At 71.7% G+C, this 16907-nt stretch carries 14 protein-coding genes; 7 read left to right on the top strand and 7 right to left on the bottom strand.

Annotated features, from left to right (window positions below):
• The first annotated feature begins 130 nt into the window (after nucleotides 1-130).
• Nucleotides 131-1156, top strand: a complete 1026-nt coding sequence (locus tag ABZX40_RS13895) for a sirohydrochlorin chelatase (RefSeq protein ID WP_355735119.1) — start codon at nucleotides 131-133, stop codon at nucleotides 1154-1156.
• A complete protein-coding gene (cobC, locus tag ABZX40_RS13890) occupies nucleotides 1146-2246 on the top strand; it encodes an Rv2231c family pyridoxal phosphate-dependent protein CobC (RefSeq protein WP_355735117.1) in 1101 nt (366 codons plus the stop codon). The genes ABZX40_RS13895 and cobC overlap by 11 nt, the downstream gene beginning before the upstream one ends.
• Before the next feature lie 111 nt (nucleotides 2247-2357).
• On the opposite strand, the gene ABZX40_RS13885 is transcribed toward cobC, so the two are convergent.
• Together ABZX40_RS13885 and ABZX40_RS13880 are read right to left on the bottom strand one after the other, a co-directional pair.
• The gene (locus tag ABZX40_RS13885) at nucleotides 2358-3299 is read right to left on the bottom strand and encodes an SCO1860 family LAETG-anchored protein (protein WP_355735113.1); all 942 of its coding nucleotides are present in this window, start codon (nucleotides 3297-3299) and stop codon (nucleotides 2358-2360) included.
• Nucleotides 3300-3709: 410 nt separating this feature from the next.
• Nucleotides 3710-4795, bottom strand: coding sequence for an amidohydrolase family protein (locus ABZX40_RS13880; protein WP_355735110.1), 1086 nt, complete (start codon nucleotides 4793-4795; stop codon nucleotides 3710-3712).
• A 343-nt stretch (nucleotides 4796-5138) separates the two neighbouring features.
• Here ABZX40_RS13880 and ABZX40_RS13875 point away from each other — a divergent pair, with 343 nt between their 5' ends.
• Complete coding sequence (locus tag ABZX40_RS13875) at nucleotides 5139-6254, top strand: aminotransferase class V-fold PLP-dependent enzyme (RefSeq protein WP_355735334.1); 1116 nt, start codon at nucleotides 5139-5141, stop codon at nucleotides 6252-6254.
• Here the strand turns inward: ABZX40_RS13875 and ABZX40_RS13870 are convergent.
• Complete coding sequence (locus ABZX40_RS13870; RefSeq protein ID WP_355735107.1) at nucleotides 6251-9553, bottom strand: NACHT domain-containing protein; 3303 nt, start codon at nucleotides 9551-9553, stop codon at nucleotides 6251-6253. The genes ABZX40_RS13875 and ABZX40_RS13870 overlap by 4 nt on opposite strands.
• A 9-nt stretch (nucleotides 9554-9562) precedes the next feature.
• On the bottom strand, nucleotides 9563-9925 hold the full coding sequence (locus tag ABZX40_RS13865; protein ID WP_355735104.1) for a trypco2 family protein: 363 nt from the start codon (nucleotides 9923-9925) through the stop codon (nucleotides 9563-9565).
• Between the two features lie 522 nt (nucleotides 9926-10447).
• Between ABZX40_RS13865 and ectA the strand changes: the two genes are divergently transcribed.
• From ectA to thpD, 4 genes are all read left to right on the top strand, one after another.
• Entirely contained in the window at nucleotides 10448-10978 is a 531-nt protein-coding gene (gene ectA, locus ABZX40_RS13860) for a diaminobutyrate acetyltransferase (RefSeq protein WP_355735101.1), read from the top strand.
• 13 nt (nucleotides 10979-10991) lie between these two features.
• Nucleotides 10992-12263, top strand: coding sequence for a diaminobutyrate--2-oxoglutarate transaminase (gene ectB / locus ABZX40_RS13855; RefSeq protein ID WP_355735098.1), 1272 nt, complete (start codon nucleotides 10992-10994; stop codon nucleotides 12261-12263).
• Between the two features lie 166 nt (nucleotides 12264-12429).
• Nucleotides 12430-12858 carry an ectoine synthase gene (locus ABZX40_RS13850; protein ID WP_355735096.1) on the top strand — a complete coding sequence of 143 codons (429 nt, stop codon included), beginning with the start codon at nucleotides 12430-12432 and terminating at the stop codon, nucleotides 12856-12858.
• Between the two features lie 5 nt (nucleotides 12859-12863).
• Nucleotides 12864-13751, top strand: a complete 888-nt coding sequence (thpD, locus tag ABZX40_RS13845) for an ectoine hydroxylase (protein ID WP_355735094.1) — start codon at nucleotides 12864-12866, stop codon at nucleotides 13749-13751.
• Nucleotides 13752-13939: 188 nt separating this feature from the next.
• Here thpD and ABZX40_RS13840 read toward each other — a convergent pair whose 3' ends face one another.
• The 3 genes from ABZX40_RS13840 to ABZX40_RS13830 all read right to left on the bottom strand — a co-directional run bounded on the left by ABZX40_RS13840 (nucleotide 13940) and on the right by ABZX40_RS13830 (nucleotide 16816).
• Nucleotides 13940-14992, bottom strand: coding sequence for an aminotransferase class V-fold PLP-dependent enzyme (locus ABZX40_RS13840; RefSeq protein WP_355735091.1), 1053 nt, complete (start codon nucleotides 14990-14992; stop codon nucleotides 13940-13942).
• A gap of 138 nt (nucleotides 14993-15130) precedes the next feature.
• The gene (locus ABZX40_RS13835; RefSeq protein WP_355735088.1) at nucleotides 15131-15844 is read right to left on the bottom strand and encodes a DsbA family oxidoreductase; all 714 of its coding nucleotides are present in this window, start codon (nucleotides 15842-15844) and stop codon (nucleotides 15131-15133) included.
• A gap of 363 nt (nucleotides 15845-16207) precedes the next feature.
• Nucleotides 16208-16816: a DUF1349 domain-containing protein gene (locus ABZX40_RS13830; protein WP_355735085.1), complete on the bottom strand. Its 609-nt coding sequence runs from the start codon at nucleotides 16814-16816 to the stop codon at nucleotides 16208-16210.
• Nucleotides 16817-16907: the final 91 nt, after the last annotated feature.

Genomic DNA, 16907 nt, shown 5'->3' with positions numbered 1-16907 from the left:
CCTTACCCCCCCATTACCGCGGGTACCGCCCGTACCGCCCGCACAGCCCGCAATACCGCCCGTACCGCCCGTATTTTTCGCACCACCCGCACCACCCGCATCACCTGTTGTCCGCTGTTGAGGAGAAACCGTGACCACCCCGAGGCCCGCTCTGCTGATCGCCGGCCATGGCACCCGCGACGACGCCGGGGCGGAGGCCTTCCGTGCCTTCGTCCGGGAACTGGGTCGCCGCCACCCCGATCTGCCCGTGGCGGGCGGTTTCATCGAGCTGTCCCCGCCGCCGCTCGGCGAGGCGGTGGCCGAGCTGGTGGAGCGCGGGGTGCGCCGGTTCGCCGCCGTACCGCTGATGCTGGTGGCCGCCGGGCACGCCAAGGGCGACATACCGGCGGCCCTGGCCCGGGAGAAGGAGCGGCACCCCGGGATCTCGTACTCCTACGGCCGTCCCCTGGGCCCGCATCCCTCGCTGCTGGCGGTGCTGGAACGGCGGCTGGACGACGCGCTCGGCGCGGCCGGGCGCTCCCCCGAAGACCTGGCCGATGTCACCGTGCTGCTGGTCGGACGGGGTTCGACCGACCCGGACGCCAACGCCGAGGTGCACAAGGCGGCCCGGCTGCTGTGGGAGGGGCGCGGGTACGCGGGGGTGGAGACGGCGTTCGTGTCGCTGGCGGCGCCGGATGTGCCGAGCGGGCTGGACCGGTGTGTCCGGCTGGGGGCGCGGCGGATCGTGGTGCTGCCCTACTTCCTGTTCACCGGGATCCTGCCGGAGCGGGTGCGGCAGCAGACCGCCGGCTGGGCCGCCGCCCACCCGGAGGTGGAGGTGCGCTCGGCGGACGTCATCGGACCGGAGCCGGAGCTGCTGGACCTGGTGATGGAGCGGTACGCGGAGGCGGTGCGCGGCGATGTGCGGATGAACTGCGACGCGTGCGTGTACCGGATCGCGCTGCCGGGGTTCGAGGAGAAGGTGGGGGCGCCGCAGCAGCCGCATTTCCATCCGGACGACGACGGGCACCATCACGGTCACTCTCATCACCATCACGACCCGCACGGGCAGGCGCCGGGACCGGGGCAGGGACCGGGGCCGGGACCGGGGCCGGGGCCGGGGCACAGTCATGGGAACGGGCAGGGGCAGCACCCCGCGACCAGCCATGCCGGGTGACCCGCCCGCCGGGCTGCCCGATCTGGGGCATCACGGCGACGCGGAGGTCCGGGACGAGGGATCGGCGCTGGTCGATCTCGCCGTGAACGTCCGCGCGGACACCCCTCCGGCGTGGCTGCGGGAGGTGATCGCCGGGTCACTGGACGGGCTCGCGGCCTATCCGGACGGGCGGCGGGCGCGGGCGGCAGTGGCGGCCCGGCACGGGCTCGGCCCGGAGCGGGTCCTGCTGACGGCGGGCGCGGCGGAGGCGTTCGTCCTGCTGGCGCGGGCGGCGAAGGTGAGCCGGCCGGTGGTGGTGCACCCGCAGTTCACCGAGCCGGAGGCGGCGCTGCGGGACGCCGGGCACACCGTCGACCGGGTGCTGCTGCGGGCCGCGGACGGCTTCCGGCTGGACCCGGCGGCCGTCCCGGAGGACGCCGACCTGGTGGTGCTCGGCAACCCGACGAACCCGACCTCGGTGCTGCATCCGGCGGCGGCCGTCATGGCACTGGCCCGGCCGGGGCGGACGCTGGTGGTGGACGAGGCGTTCATGGACGCGGTGCCGGGCGAACGGGAGTCGCTGGCCGACCGGACCGACGTACCCGGGCTGGTGGTGCTGCGCAGTCTGACCAAGACCTGGGGCCTGGCCGGGCTGCGCATCGGGTACGTGCTGGCTCCGCCGGAGACCGTCGCCGCGCTGGAGCGCGTCCAGCCGCTGTGGCCGGTGTCCACGCCCGCGCTGGCCGCCGCCGAGGCGTGTATGACACCCCGCGCGCTGGCGGAGGCCGACCGCGCGGCCCAGCGGATCGCCGCCGACCGGGCCCATCTGGTGGCGGCGCTGTCGGCGGTTCCGGGGCTGAGCGTGACCGGCCCGGCGCAGGCTCCGTTCGTCCTCGTCCGGCTGCGGGGCGCGTCCGCCGTCCGGCACCGGCTGCGGGACCTGGGCTTCGCGGTCCGGCGCGGGGACACGTTCCCGGGGCTGGGCGAGGACTGGCTCCGCGTGGCGGTACGGGACCGGGGGACGACGGACGCGTTCGTGGGGGCGTTGGGGGCGGCGGTCGGCGCGGTGCGGGAGGGGTCGGCTGCCGGGGTGCCGTCCTCCGATCCCTGACAGCCGACGTCGGCTGCCGGGGTGCCGTCCTCCGATCCCTGACAGCCGACGCCTGCGCCCCCCGGTACCCCGTTGGCCGGTACCCCCGTTGGCCCGTTGGCCCCGCTGTGGCTACCCGTTCCGGCGGCGGGCCAGGGCCACCGCTCCCCCGCCCGCCGCCAGCAGGGCGACCGCGCCACCGGCGAGGTACGGGGTCATGGAGCTGCCGCCGGTCTCGGCGAGGTTGGCCTCGGTGGCCTTGCCGCCCTGGGGCTCGATGGCGGGCTCCTCCTCGGCGGCCGGTTCGGCGCCGGGCTTCTCGGACCCGGCGGGCGCCGACGGCTCGGTGACGGCGGGGGCGGCCGGGGCCTCGCAGGTGGCCTCGGCGAGCGTCACGACACCGTTGACCTCGGCGACGTTCAGCTCCAGCGGGTTGACGGAGACGCTGAGTTCGAGGGCGGTCGCGGCGGCCGTCCTCGATGTGGTCTCGCGCTTGGACAGGTCGAGCCGGACCTCGCCCACGCCCGGCACCTCGACCTCGGTGGTGCCGCCCGCGCTCAGGGTGATCCTCTTGCCGAGGACGGTGACCGAGCCGAGCACATTGGACTCGGCGACCGGCTTCCCGCCCGCGACGCAGGTCGCCTTGGAGGTGACCTGCTCGACCTCGATGAGGGAGAGCAGCGGCAGCCCGGGGACGTGCAGCTTGGCGTGGGCGAGGCGGGTGCTGCCCTCGGCGGTGCCGTTCTCCACGGTCGCCCTGGCCTCGGCGACCTCGGCGCTCAGCACGCTGAAGGACTTTCCGCCGTCGACGCCGTCGAGCCGGGCGGTGAGCGCGGTCTTCTCGGCGCTCTGCGGCGCCTCGACCTCGTTGAGGCTGAGCGCGAGCGGGACGTTCACGGTCTTGTTGAGCAGGCTCACATCGAGCCCGGTGCGCAGGACGACGGCGTCGGCGCGGCCCTCCTCGGTGGCGTGCGCGGAGCCCGCTCCGGCCAGGGCCGCGGGACCGGCGGCCAGGACGGTGGCGGTGGCCACGACCGCGAGTCTGCGGACGGGCGCGAACCGGTGTGCGGGCATGCGGAAGTTGGTGGTGCCGTTCACGGTGTGGGACCCCCAGAAGAGACAAGCTTGGGACCCCGTAAGAATTACGCACGGAGAGTGAACGGGCAGCAATCCTGCGTCACTTCACCCGGACGTGGGGTTTCCGGGCACGTTTTCGAATCCTTCGGCACGGCTGTTCCAGGACTTCACCGGAGCACCAGATGGCATTCGAGGGGGTGGGGGTGGGGGGGTGATGTCGTGGAAGGTACTTAACGACCTGCTGCCGTCTTCGTCACGCTCCGTCAACCGTGTGACGGGGGGCTCGATCTGGGGCGGGTTGGGGGGCGGGGTCGGGGTCGGTGCTGCGGGGGGCCGATGCTGGGGCCCGGTCCAGGTCCGGGCCGTGCTGTGCTGTGCTGTTCCGTGCTGTGCCGCGCTGCGCTTCGTCAGACGACGACCCGCCCGTTCAGCACCACCCGGCGCGGGGCCGTCAGGACGCGGACGTCGTCGCGCGGGTCCTGGTCGTAGACGACGAGGTCGGCGGGGGCGCCCTCGTCCAGGCCGGGGCGGCCGAGCCAGGCGCGGGCCGCCCAGGTCCCCGCCGAGATCGCGTCCACCGCCGGGAGCCCGGCCGTCACCAGCTCACCGACCTCCGCCGCCGCCAGCCCGTGCGGCAGGGTGCCGCCCGCGTCGGTGCCGACGAACACCGCGATCCCGGCGTCGTAGGCGTTGCGGACGGTGTCGTAGCGGCGTTCGTGGAGCCGGCGCATATGGGCCGACCAGCGCGGGAACTTGCTCTCGCCGCCGTCGGCGAGGCGCGGGAAGGTGGCGATGTTGATCAGGGTCGGGACGATCGCCACCCCGTGTGTGGCGAACAGCGGGATCAGGTCGTCGGTCAGGCCGGTGGCGTGCTCGACGCAGTCGATACCGGCCTCGACCAGGTCGCGCAGCGAGTCCTCGGCGAAGCAGTGGGCGGTGACCCGGGCGCCGAGCCGGTGGGCCTCGGCGATGGCCGGTGCCAGGGCCTCGCGGGGCCAGCAGGCCGTCAGATCACCGGCCTCGCGGTCGATCCAGTCGCCGACCAGTTTGACCCAGCCGTCGCCGCGCCGGGCCTCCTGGGCGACATACGCGACGAGGTCCTCCGGTTCGATCTCCCAGGCGTAGTTGCGGATGTAGCGGCGGGTGCGGGCGATGTGGCGGCCGGCCCGGATGATCTTCGGGAGGTCGTCGCGGGCGTCGATCCAGCGGGTGTCCGAGGGCGACCCGGCGTCGCGCAGCAGCAGGGCACCGGCCTCCCGGTCGGTGAGGGCCTGCTTCTCGGAGACGTCGTCGGGGACGGGTCCGTGCTGGTCGAGGCCGACATGGCAGTGGGCGTCGACCAGGCCGGGCAGGACCCAGCCCTCGACGGTGCGGAGGTCGCGGGCGGTGGTGGGGCGGTCGTAGGAGATACGGCCGTCCAGGACCCACAGTTCGTCGCGGACGTCGTCCGGTCCGACCAGGATCCGTCCCTTCACATGCAGCGCGTCGCTCATGCCGACCAGCGTAATTATCGCCGGGCGCGGGTGAACCGGCGGGTGGGACGGGAAGGCGGGACGGGTGGGAAGGGTGAGATGGGTGGGATGTGCGCCGGTTGGGAAGTGTGCCGGTTACTCTCGATGGCGTCGATCGATCGGCTTGATCAGTACCGGTCGACCGATCATCGGGTCGATCGAATGATCAATCGACATCCGTCACCCGATCCGTCACCCGAATCCGCCATCCATCATCTGCCACCCGTCACCCGTCACCCGCCACGCGTCACCCGAATCCGTCCTCAGCCCTCCGCCCTCCGCCCCCGCCCTCCCCCTCCGAAAGCGAAAGAGCACCCCCGTGAGCGTGTCCCACCCCTTCCTCGACCTCGCCCCGCTGAGCGCCGGCCGCTTCGCCGCCATCGAGGACCGGGTGGCCCGGCTGCTCGGCACCCGCCAGGACGTGGTGATCACCCAGGGCGAGGCGCTGCTCCCGCTGGAGGGCGCGATCCGCGCGACGGCGACCCCTTCGACGACCGCGCTGAACGTGATCACGGGACCGTACGGCCAGACCTTCGGGGACTGGCTGCGGGACTGCGGCGCGACCGTGCACGACCTGGCGGTTCCCTTCCACACCGCGGTCACCGCCGACCAGATCCGCGAGGCCCTGACCGAGCACCCGGAGATCGATTTCGTCTCCCTGGTGCACGCGGAGGCGGCCACCGGCAACACCAACCCGGTCGCCGAGATCGGCGAGGTCGTACGGGCCCATGGCGCCCTGTTCTATCTGGACGCCGTGGCCTCGGTGGGCGCCGAACCGGTGCTGCCGGACGCCTGGGGTGTCGATCTGTGCGTGATCGGCGCGCAGAAGGCGATGGGCGGTCCCGCCGGCGTGTCGGCCGTGTCGGTGAGCGAACGAGCATGGACGCGCATGGCGGACAACCCCCGCGCCCCGCGCCGCTCCTACCTCTCCCTCCTCGACTGGAAGGAGCGCTGGATCGACGGTGGCCGCAAGGCCCTGCTGCACGCACCCGCGCAGTTGGAGATGCTCGCGCTGGAGGCGTGCGTGGCGCGCATCGAGTCGGAGGGGCTGGACACGGTCATGGCCCGCCACGCCGCGGCTGCCGCCGGGACCCGCGCGGGCGCGCTGGCGCTGGGCGGGGGCCTGGAGCCGTACGTCCACGAGGCGCGGGACGCGGCGCCGGTCGCCACGACCCTGCGCGCCCCGGCCGGGGTGATCGCGTCGGACCTGGTCGCCCGTGCCCTGGCCGCGGACCCGTCCCTGCCGCTGGCGGCGGGCGGCGGCGCCCTGGCCAAGGAGATGATCCGCGTCAACCACTACGGCGCGGACGCGGCGCCGGGTGCGGTCCGGGCGTGTCTGACGGGGCTCGGGGTGGCGATGGCGGAGCAGGGGCTGGATGTGGATGTGGTGGGGGCGCTGAGGGCTGCGGAGGGGGCGCTGGGCGCGCGGGGCGCGCTCTAGTCGGAGAGCGATGATTGTCCGATCACCAAACGATCACCCATGTCCTTCTCTCCGAGGAAGCCGACGTGTTCGAGGTTGTCTTCCGAGAACTCGATGGTGAGGCCGGGGCGGGAGTGCAGCGGGGTCAGGTCGATCACCAGGGGGCGCGTCTCCTGATCGGAACTCCATCGCACATCGATCGTTTGCACACCGGTGAACACCCGGGTGATCGTTTCCAGATCGATGTCGCTCTTGATATCGACGAGACTCAGCTGCCGGATGTTCGGAACCTCCCGGTCGGGGAGCAGATCACGTAGGTGCCCGTCGAAGAGTTGCAGGCCGGCCAGGCCGGTCGACGCGGAGACGGCCTCCCAGCACTCCGGCACCGTCGCGCCACCCAGGTGCAGGAGGTCGAGCCCGAGCCCGGCGAGAGCGGAGAAGTCCCGCAGGGCCGGGCAGTTCTCCACCAGCAGCATCTCCAGATCCGTCCTGCCCCGGAGGAAGTCCAGGTCCGCGACCCGGGTGTTGTGCCGCAGACGGAGGTGCCGGGTGCCGGAGGCGGGAAGCCGCGCGGTCAGCTCCCCGGAGGTGAACTCGCCGTGCAGCCACAGGAACTCGACCGAGGCCAGACATGCCGCAGCGGCCAGTTGCTCCGCGGTGCGCACGGTCAGCGTGGGCGCGTGCATGCCCATGAGCACCTCGCGGGCGTACTCCCGCAGGGGTTGTCTGCTCCAGCCCCGGACGACCTGCATGCGCACCATCCTGCTCGGATGGAACGCGTAGGCCCTGAGGGCGCTGCGCGCCGACGTGCTCCGGATACCCGTCAGCGCCTGGACGACGAGCCGGGCGGGGTCGTCCCCCAACTCCTCCGGCCCGGGAAGCAGGTCCACCGCCCAGTCGCCCAGTTCGGAGAGGGCCCGGGTCTCGGCGTTCGCCTCCGGCGGCAGCAACGCCCCCACCCGCTCCCGGACCCGCCCCATCAGCCGCTCGTCCAGGGAGAGCAGACCGACCGCGCAGCGGGCCGCGAGCAGGTGGAGGCGGAACCGTTCGGGGCGCCTCTCGACGGCGTCCCCCTGCTCGATCAGCTGCTCGATGAGTTGCTGCGCGTCTCTGCGGGTCGCGTGCCCCGCTCCCATGACCACCACGTCGCGCCACTCCTCGTCGCCCGTGTGGGCCAGCAGTTCCAGGACGTACCCGCTCTCCTGGAACTCCTTCGCCGCCAGGAAGTCCTGGAAGGTCCGGTGGATGAACTGGACGTCGTCGTCACCCCGTTCCTGGAGCAGGCCGCTGCGGTCGAGGAGGAACTGGAGGACCCGTTCCGCGGTGACGTTCTGGGACCGGATGCGCGGCATGTCCCGCAGGCCGAGGCCGAGCTGGCGGGCCGCCTCCGCGCGGGTCATCTGCTGCCGGCCGGTGCGGACCAGCCAGATGGCGATCCGCTGGAGCAGGGCGTGCTGTTCGTCGGGGTCGAGGGTCAGATCGACCTGGACGACCCCGCGGCCCGCGTCACGGCCGCCCAGGAGCATCGCCAGGGCGGCGCGGTACAGGGACCAGCGGGTGGTGGGCAGCAGGCCGCCCCGGCGCCGGTGCAGCGCGCAGATCACGGCGCACAGGAGCGGCGTACGGGCCAGGGTGTGCAGGGCGTCGTTCTCCTGGAACTGGTGGAGCAGGGACTCCTCCAGGGTGGTGAGATGGGCCCGCTCCTCGTCCGCGCCGCCCGGCGTGCCGTGGCGCTCGTGCTCCAGGCGCGCGGCGGTGTGCCAGGCCCGGACGAACGCGTCGATGTCGTCGTCGTTCATGGGCAGCAGGTTCAGCTCGGTGAACCGTTCGGCGGCGAGCCAGTGCCTGGGGACGGCGTTGGGGCGGACGGTGACCAGGCAGCGGGTCCTGGGGTAGCGGTCCAGCAGGACGGAGAGCCAGCGCCGGGCCTCCTCGCGCTCCCGCTCCGGGACCTCGTCCAGACCGTCCACCAGGAGCAGGCCGCGTCCGGCTTCCAGGACCCGCCGGACCCAGCCCGGGGGCGGGTCCTCGGTGAGGACACGGCCGGTGGAGGGCAGTTCCGCGAGGGACGGAAAGCCGCTCCCGCGCGCGTGGACCTTGCGCAGGGGGACGACGAAGGGGACGAGGTGGTTCAGTTCGCGCAGCCGCCGGTCCAGGGTGCCGGTCGCGGCGTGCGCGGCGAGCCACCACACCAGGGTGGTCTTCCCGGCGCCCGCCTCGCCGCGCAGCAGGGCGCGGGGGCGGTCGGTGAGCAGGGTCTCGATACGCCGGCGCGGGGTCTCGGGCGCGATCTCGGGCACCGCCCCGGGCGCTGTCCCGGGTGTTGCTCCCGGCGCTCTCCCGGGTGTTGCTCCGGGCGTTGTTCCGGTGGCCCTCCCGGAGGCCCTGCCCGGGACCGTCTCGGCGGCTTCGAGGCTGTGGTAGGCGGTGTCGAGGTCCCAGCGTGACTCGCTCCGGCCGAGTTCCTCGATGCCGAAGATCTCCGTCCTGCGGTACTGGGCCTTCAGATCGGCGGCGTAGCGGGCCTCGAACCGTTCGTCCTCGGGGTGGACCTCGGTGATGTCCTCGAAGGTCTTGGCGGGCCAGCTGAACTCGCGCTCCGCCGCCCTCATCGCGATCTCGACCGGGACCGCCTCGATCCTGAGGTGGTGGCGGTCCCGGGGCACCTGGGTGACCACGCCCAAGAGCACGGCTCCGGCGAAGACCGGCGCCCCGGACAGCCCGGCGAGCGGGGACCGCGCGGGGCCGTGTTCGTCGGCGGCGGACTGGCCGAGCTGGCAGACCAGCAGATCCCGTACGCGCCCGGCCATGGGCAGCACACTCACCGCGTACTGGTCGTACTCCAGTTCGTCACCCTGGGTGCCGTGGGGGCCGTACCGCTGGATGTCGGGGAAGCCGACGATCTGGCAGTGCGGGACGGGGGACGCGGTGGCGATCCGGCCGTAGCGGATCGCCCCGAGCGGGGCGGCCCGCTCACCGCCGATCACCACCCGGTCGGCGGCGAGCAGGGCCACGTCCAGTTCCGCGGACGCCCAGGCGACCTTGCAGGGCACGGGGCGGCCGTAGGCGGGGTGGATCACCTCGGCGGTGTCCTGGCCCGCCACGACATGCGCGGCGGTCAGCACGATGTACGCGTCGAGCAGCACGCCGCTGCCCTGGCCCGCGTCCGCGCCCGCGCCTGTTCCCTGGACCACGACGACGCGGTCTAGGGCGATCTCGCCGGGGCGGGTGACTCCGTCGGGGCGGGTGAGGTCGGCGGAGCCGGCGATTCCGTCAGGCCCGGCAAGGTCCCCGGAGCCGGTGATTCCGGTGTTACCCATTACCCACGCCTACCGGACCCCGTCGCCGCCGGCCGTGTCACCGCCGGGTGCGGCGCCGAACCCGGCCGTGCTCCCCCGGCTGTCGTTGCGCACCCTCCACGGGCGGCCGGTGCGGGCGTCCAGGGCGCGGAGCGTGACGGCGACACGGTGGGTGCGGCTGGTGCCGAGGCCGCCGTCGGCACCGGCCTCCACGACCCATGCCTTGACCTTGGCCCCGCCCTTGACCTCCTTGCGCAGTTCGACGGCGAACTCCAGCTCGATGTCGCCGACCTCGAAGGTCACGTCCCGCCCGGTCGCGCGGGCGGCGGCGGTGATGAGTTCGTCGCGTACGGCCTCGACGGCGTCGGCCAACTCGATGCGGTGGTCGCTCATGTGATGCCCCCTCAGGTGTGTCGCGCACGAGGGTCTCACAGGGGCGCGGGGCCCCACCGGGCAACCCGGAAGCGCTCCGGGACGGACGTTCCGCACACCCTTTTCCCGGGCAATGCGCCGACCCCGCACGGGCAATGCAACGGCTCCGCACGGGTGATTTCCAGGTCGGCCGGGAGCATTTCCCGGACCGTTATTCGCGCGGGCGCTTTCCTGAGAATCAGGCTTGAATCATAAGATTTAAATGAGAGCAGAAACCTCTCTTCTTCTGCCCGCGATCTCCCTGCCTAAACACCAAGATTCCGCGAACACCAAGAGGGCAATCCGGAACGCCGCCACGAGGGTTACATGATTGTGATGCGTTCCACAAGCGGTCCTTTTCATCCCGATTTACTCTGGACAAATACTCACAATCCACCTGCCCTCGGTAAGCGTCCTCACGCCCGCGCGATAACACAGCAACGGCCCGGACCCAAGGCTCATCACCCATGAAATTTCAAATTTACCTCGCTAAATTCAATTCGCATGACTGCCGCACACGCAGACCTGCAGATCGACCGTCCGTCGGTGGCCGACGGGGCGGCGCTCTGGCGCCTCGCCAAGGAATCCGGAAATCTTGACCTGAACTCGTCCTACGCCTATCTGCTGTGGTGCCGCGACTTCGCGGCCACATCGGCGGTGGCCCGTGCCGGGGACGGCACACCCGTTGGGTTCGTGACCGGATACCTCAGGCCGGACCGGCCGGGCACGCTGCTGGTGTGGCAGGTGGCGGTGGACGCCGCGCACCGGGGGCGGGGGCTCGCCGCGCGGCTGCTGGACGACCTGACCGCCCGGATCGCCGCCGAACGGCCGCTGACCGGCGTCGAGACCACCATCACGCCCGGCAACACCGCCTCCGAGCGGCTGTTCGCCGCCTACGCCGACCGGCACGGCGCCCGCGTGGAACGCGAGGTGCTGTTCGGCACGGAACTGTTCCCGGACGGCCCGCACGACCCCGAGGTCCTTTACCGCATCGGCCCGCTGACCACCCGGCCGCATCGAGGCCCTTCGCACTGAGGAGCGATTCACTGTGACCATCACCCAGCCCGACCTGAGCATCTTCGAGACCCTGGAGTCCGAGGTGCGCAGCTACTGCCGCGGGTGGCCCACCGTGTTCGACCGTGCGCAGGGCAGCCTGATGTACGACGAGGACGGCCACCGGTATCTGGACTTCTTCGCCGGTGCGGGGTCGCTCAACTACGGGCACAACAACCCCGTGCTCAAACGCGCGCTCATCGACTATCTGATGCGCGACGGGGTCACCCATGGCCTCGATATGTCGACCACCGCGAAACGATCGTTCCTGAGCGCGTTCCAGGATCTGGTGCTGCGCCCGCGCGATCTGCCGTACAAGGTGATGTTCCCGGGGCCCACCGGCACCAACGCCGTGGAGTCCGCGCTGAAGCTGGCGCGGAAGGTGAAGGGCCGCGAGTCGATCGTCTCGTTCACCAACGCCTTCCACGGGATGTCGCTCGGCTCGCTCGCGGTGACCGGCAACGCGTTCAAGCGCGCCGGGGCCGGGATCCCGCTGGTGCACGGCACGCCCATGCCGTTCGATCACTATCTGGACGGCCGGGTGCCGGACTTCCTGTGGTTCGAACGGCTCCTGGAGGACCAGGGCTCCGGACTGAACCAGCCCGCCGCGGTGATCGTGGAGACCGTGCAGGGCGAGGGCGGCATCAATGTGGCCCGGCCCGAGTGGCTGCGCTCGCTGGCCGAGCTGTGCGAGCGCCGCGACATGCTGCTGATCGTCGACGACATCCAGATGGGCTGCGGCCGAACGGGCGCGTTCTTCTCGTTCGAGGAGGCCGGGATCACCCCGGACATCGTGACCGTCTCCAAGTCGATCAGCGGCTACGGGCTGCCCATGTCCCTGTGCCTGTTCAAGCCGGAGCTGGACGTCTGGGAGCCCGGCGAGCACAACGGCACCTTCCGCGGCAACAACCCCGCGTTCGTGACCGCCACGGCCGCCCTGGAGACCTACTGGGCCGACGGCTCCGCCATGGAGAAGCAGACCCGTGAGCGCGGTGAGCAGATCGAGCGCGCACTGATCTCGATCACCGAGGAGAACCTCGCCGACATCAAGGAGTACCGCGGGCGCGGGATGGTGTGGGGCGTGGAGTTCCACGACAAGGACCGGGCCGGACGGATCGCCCAGCGGGCGTTCGATCTCGGGCTGCTGATCGAGACCTCCGGCCCCGAGGGCGAGGTGGTCAAACTGCTGCCCGCGCTGACCATCGCCCCGGACGAACTGGACGAGGGCCTGAAGACACTGGCCCGCGCGGTACGCGAAACGGTCTGATCCGGGCCGGGGACGGGGCCCTCCGGCTCCGTCCCCTTCGTTCTGCGCAACTCCGTTCTGTTCAAGTCCGTGCCGTTCAAGTCCGTTCCATCCGATTCAGCATCATCCGATCCCGTTCTGCTCGATTCCGTTCTGTCCGATCCGTCCGAGGAGGCATCGCACCACCGTGATCGTTCGATCATTCAAGGAGATCGAAGGCACCGACCGGCATGTGAAGGCCGCGTCCGGCACCTGGGAGAGCAAACGCATCGTGCTCGCCAAGGAGCGCGTCGGCTTCTCGCTGCACGAGACGATCCTCTACGCCGGCACCGAGACCTCGATGTGGTACGCCCATCACATCGAGGCCGTGGTCTGCGTCGAGGGCGAGGCCGAGCTGACCGACCACGAGTCCGGGCTGACCCACACGATCACGCCCGGCACCATGTACCTCCTCGACGGCCATGAGCGGCACACGCTCCGGGTCAAGGAGGACTTCCGCTGCCTCTGTGTGTTCAACCCGCCGGTCACCGGGCGGGAGGACCACGACGAGGACGGCGTCTATCCGCTGCTCACCGAGCCCGAATCCGACTCCGACTCCGACTCCGAGGAGGTGTGACCGCCATGACCACGATCACCGATCCGTACCCCAGCCGCGGCGCCACCGAGGTGACCACCCCCCGCCAGGACCCGGTCGTCTGGAGCGCCCCCGGCGCCCCGGGCCCGATCCCGGCGACCGATCTGCGCGGTTACGAACAGGACGGTTTCCTCGCGATCGATCAACTGATCACCGATGACGAGGTCGCCGTCTACCGGCAGGAGCTGGAGCGGCTGATCGCCGATCCGACGATCAGGGCCGATGATCGTTCGATCATCGAACCGCACTCGCAGGAGATCCGTTCGGTCTTCGAGGTACACCGGATCAGTGAGCTGTTCGCCCGGCTGGTGCGGGACGAACGGGTGGTCGGACGCGCCCGCCAGATCCTCGGCTCGGACGTCTACGTCCACCAGTCCCGGATCAACGTCAAGCCCGGTTTCGGCGCGAGCGGCTTCTACTGGCACTCCGACTTCGAGACCTGGCACGCCGAGGACGGTCTGCCGCACATGCGGGCGGTGTCCGTGTCGATCGCGCTGACCGAGAACCACGACACCAACGGCGGGCTCATGATCATGCCGGGCTCGCACCGCACGTTCCTGGGCTGCGCGGGCGCCACGCCCAAGGACAACTACAAGCAGTCACTCAAGATGCAGGACGCCGGTACGCCCTCGAACGAGGCGCTCACCGCCATGGCGGGCGAGTACGGCATCCGTCTGTTCACCGGCCGGGCGGGCTCGGCGACCTGGTTCGACTGCAACTGCATGCACGGCTCCGGCGACAACATCACACCGTTCCCGCGCAGCAATGTGTTCATCGTCTTCAACAGCGTGGACAACGCGGCGGTGGAGCCGTTCGCGGCGCCCGTGCGGCGACCGGAGTACATCGGCGCCCGGGACTTCACGCCGGTGCGCTGACCCGGCGTCCGCCCCGGTATCCACGCCGGTGCGCTGACCCGGTATCCACATCGGTGCCTTGTGGGCCCGTCGTCCCGATCGAGGGGTGGCGGGCCCACGGGCGCGTCCGGCGCCGGTCCGCAGTCGCGCGTCCATGACCCCGCCCATGACCCCGGGACGGGTTTTCCCCCGGCCGCCTGCCCAGGGCCTCAGTCCGCCAGCGCGGCCAGCAGCCGGTCCACGTCGTCGGAGGTGTTGTAGAGGTGGAACGCGGCGCGCAGATTGCCCGCGCGGTCGGAGACCTCGATGCCCCGCGCGCTGAGCCCCGGCTGGTGCCCGCCCAGGCCGGGTACGGAGACGATCGCCGAGCCGGGTGCCGGGACCGGCTCGTGGCCCAGGTCGCGCAGGCCCGCGCGGAAACGGTCGGCGAGGGCGACATCGTGGGCGTGCACGGCGGCGACGCCGAGTTCCTCGATCAGCCCCAGGGAGGCGCGCAGCCCGGCGTGGGTGAAGAGGGCGGGGCTCATGTCGAAGCGGCGCGCGGAGCCGGCGAGTTGCTCGACGGGGCCGTAGCAGCTGTCCCAGGGGACCTCGCCCGCGACCCACCCGGCGAGCAGCGGCGTCAGCTCGCCCAGATCCTCCGGCACCACGAAGAACGCGACCCCGTGCGGCCCGAGCAGCCACTTGAAGCCGACGGCGGCCAGGAAGTCGTACGCGTCCGGATCGATCGGGAGCCAGCCGATCGACTGGGAGGCGTCGACGTAGAGACGGGCTCCCCGCGCGCGTGCCGCCTCGCGCAGGGCGGTCAGGTCGGCGAGGCGGCCGTCGGCGGACTGCACGGCGCTGACCGCCACGAGTGCCGTCTCCGCGCGGACCGACTCGGCGAGCCGCTCCAGCGGCACCGAGCGCACCTTGAGGTCGCCACGCATGTGGAAGGGGTTCACCAGGGACGCGAAATCGGCCTCGGCGGTGAGCACCTCGGCCCCGGCGGGCAGCGCCGCGGCGATCAGGGCGCCGAACTCGGCGACGGACGCCCCGGCGGCGACCCGTCCCACCGGCACCCCCGCCAGCCGGGCGACACCGGCGCGGACGGCCTCCACGTCCTCGTAGAGCGGGACCAGGGGGATGCCCTCGGCCCGCATACGGACCGCCCGGTCCAGGGCGGCGACGGTGCGGGCCGGGAGCAGGCCGTTGCTCGCGGTGTTCAGGAAGGTGTTCTTCGGGGCGAACTCGGCACGGACGAGGCTCTCGAAGGTCTCCATGCCCCCACTGTGCGGGCACCGCATGTCGAAGTCCATCGCGGAATTCTGCGCGGATCACCCAAGGAGCGCTTATGGGTGAGCCCTACGGGTGGGCCCCTGCCTGCGCTTCCGTGAGCGGGCACCCAGGGGCCGGGCGGGTCAGGAGCGGGGCGGGACCGCGCAGCCGTCGGGGCCGCAGGTGTCGCCGCCGTCCTCGATCAGCCGCAGCGGGGAGCGCTCGCCCCATGCCTGGGTCAGGGCCTGCGTGAACACCTCGGCGGGCTGGGCGCCCGACACGCCGTACGCGCGGTCCAGGACGAAGAAGGGCACCCCGTTCGCGCCGAGCTGGGCGGCCTCGCGCTGGTCGGCGCGTACCTCGTCGGCGTAGGCGGTGGGGTCGGCGAGCACCTTGCGCACCTCGGCGGTGTCCAGGCCGGCGGCGCCGGCGATCTCGACCAGTCGCTCGTCGTCGCCGAAGAGGGACCGCTCCTCGGCGAAGTTGGCCTCGTACAGGAGCTGGATCAGCTCGCCCTGGTGGCCGTGCTCCTTGGCGAGGTGCAGCAGGCGGTGCATGTCGAAGGTGTTGCCGTGGTCACGGTCCCGGGTGCGGTAGGCGAGGCCCTCGGCGGCGGCCTGGGCGCCGAGGTTGTCCTCACCGGCCTGGGCCTGGGCCTCGCTCATGCCGTACTTCTCGGTGAGCATGGTGAGCACGGGCTGGATGTCGTCCTTGGCCCGGCCGGGGTCCAGCTCGAAGGACCGGTGTACCACTTCCACCTGGTCGCGGTGCGGGAAGGCCGCGAGCGCCTTCTCGAAGCGGGCCTTGCCCACGTAGCACCAGGGGCAGGCGATGTCGCTCCAGATCTCGACGCGCATGTTGTCGGTTCTCCCGGTAGACGGCTGGGGAGGGAGACAACCCTCCGCATCAATGCGCGAACGCCCAAACGAGCAGTTTCATTCCGATGCGTTCGGTCACCATCGATATCGCTCCGCCACCGTCGGTACCGCTCCACCGTCGTCGATACCGCTCCGCTGCCGTCGGCCGCGCTCCCCCGCCGCCGGGTTCGATCCCCCTCCATCGAAACGAGCAGCCGCCGTCGAAACGGACACCCACCACCGATGCGAACATTCACCGTCGAAACGAGCAGCCGCTACCGATACGAGCAGCCACAGTCGATCCGAGCAGCCACCACCGAAACGAACAGCCGCCGTGGATATGAACAGCCACCGCCGAAACGATCAGCTTCCGTCCCGCAGATCGCTCGGCCACGCCGGGCGGAACTCCAGGTGGTCGTAGGTCACGACACACCCCTCCCCCATCGGCGACTGGGTCATGAACCCGACCAGCGCGGCGCCGGTCGCCTCGGCGTCCCCCAGCGTGAACAGGCGCACGAACGTCCAGCGCTCGCCGTCGCGGGAGGCGTGGAAGGCGAAGGAACGGCCGGTCCGGCTCACCCGGAGCCAGACGGAGCTGCCCTGAACGGTGAAGGAGTTCGCGTCGTCGGAGTGGCCGCGGGTGACGACCGTGCACACGGTGGGCACGTCCGGCGAGTACTCCAGGCAGAGCTTGGCCCAGGAACGCTCACCGACGTGCACGTACAGCACACCGGCGTCGAAGGAACCGGCGAAACCGACCGTGACCCGGGCGATCAGCTGGAAGTCGCCGACCGGCGCCCCGAGCAGCCGGGGCGCGTCCGCGGCCGGGTCCAGGGACTCCCCGGTGGGCGGTACGAACCGGTCCTGCCGGGCGCCCGCCCACCCGGTGAGGATTCCGTCCTCGTACGACCAGTTTCCGTCGGGGCCGTAGGTGCGCAGGGCGAACGGCAGTTCGGGGAGTTCCAGTTCCATGGCGGGATTCTTCCAGGCCGCACCGGGCCGCACCGGGCCGCACCGGGCCGTACCGGGCCGGGTACGGCGGGTCGGCACCCCCGGTACGAGC

The organism is Streptomyces sp. NPDC004610 (genome assembly GCF_040609715.1).
Classification (GTDB): domain Bacteria; phylum Actinomycetota; class Actinomycetes; order Streptomycetales; family Streptomycetaceae; genus Streptomyces.
The sequence above is the reverse complement of the archived record's forward strand: the minus strand, read 5'-3'. Positions and strand labels throughout refer to the sequence as shown.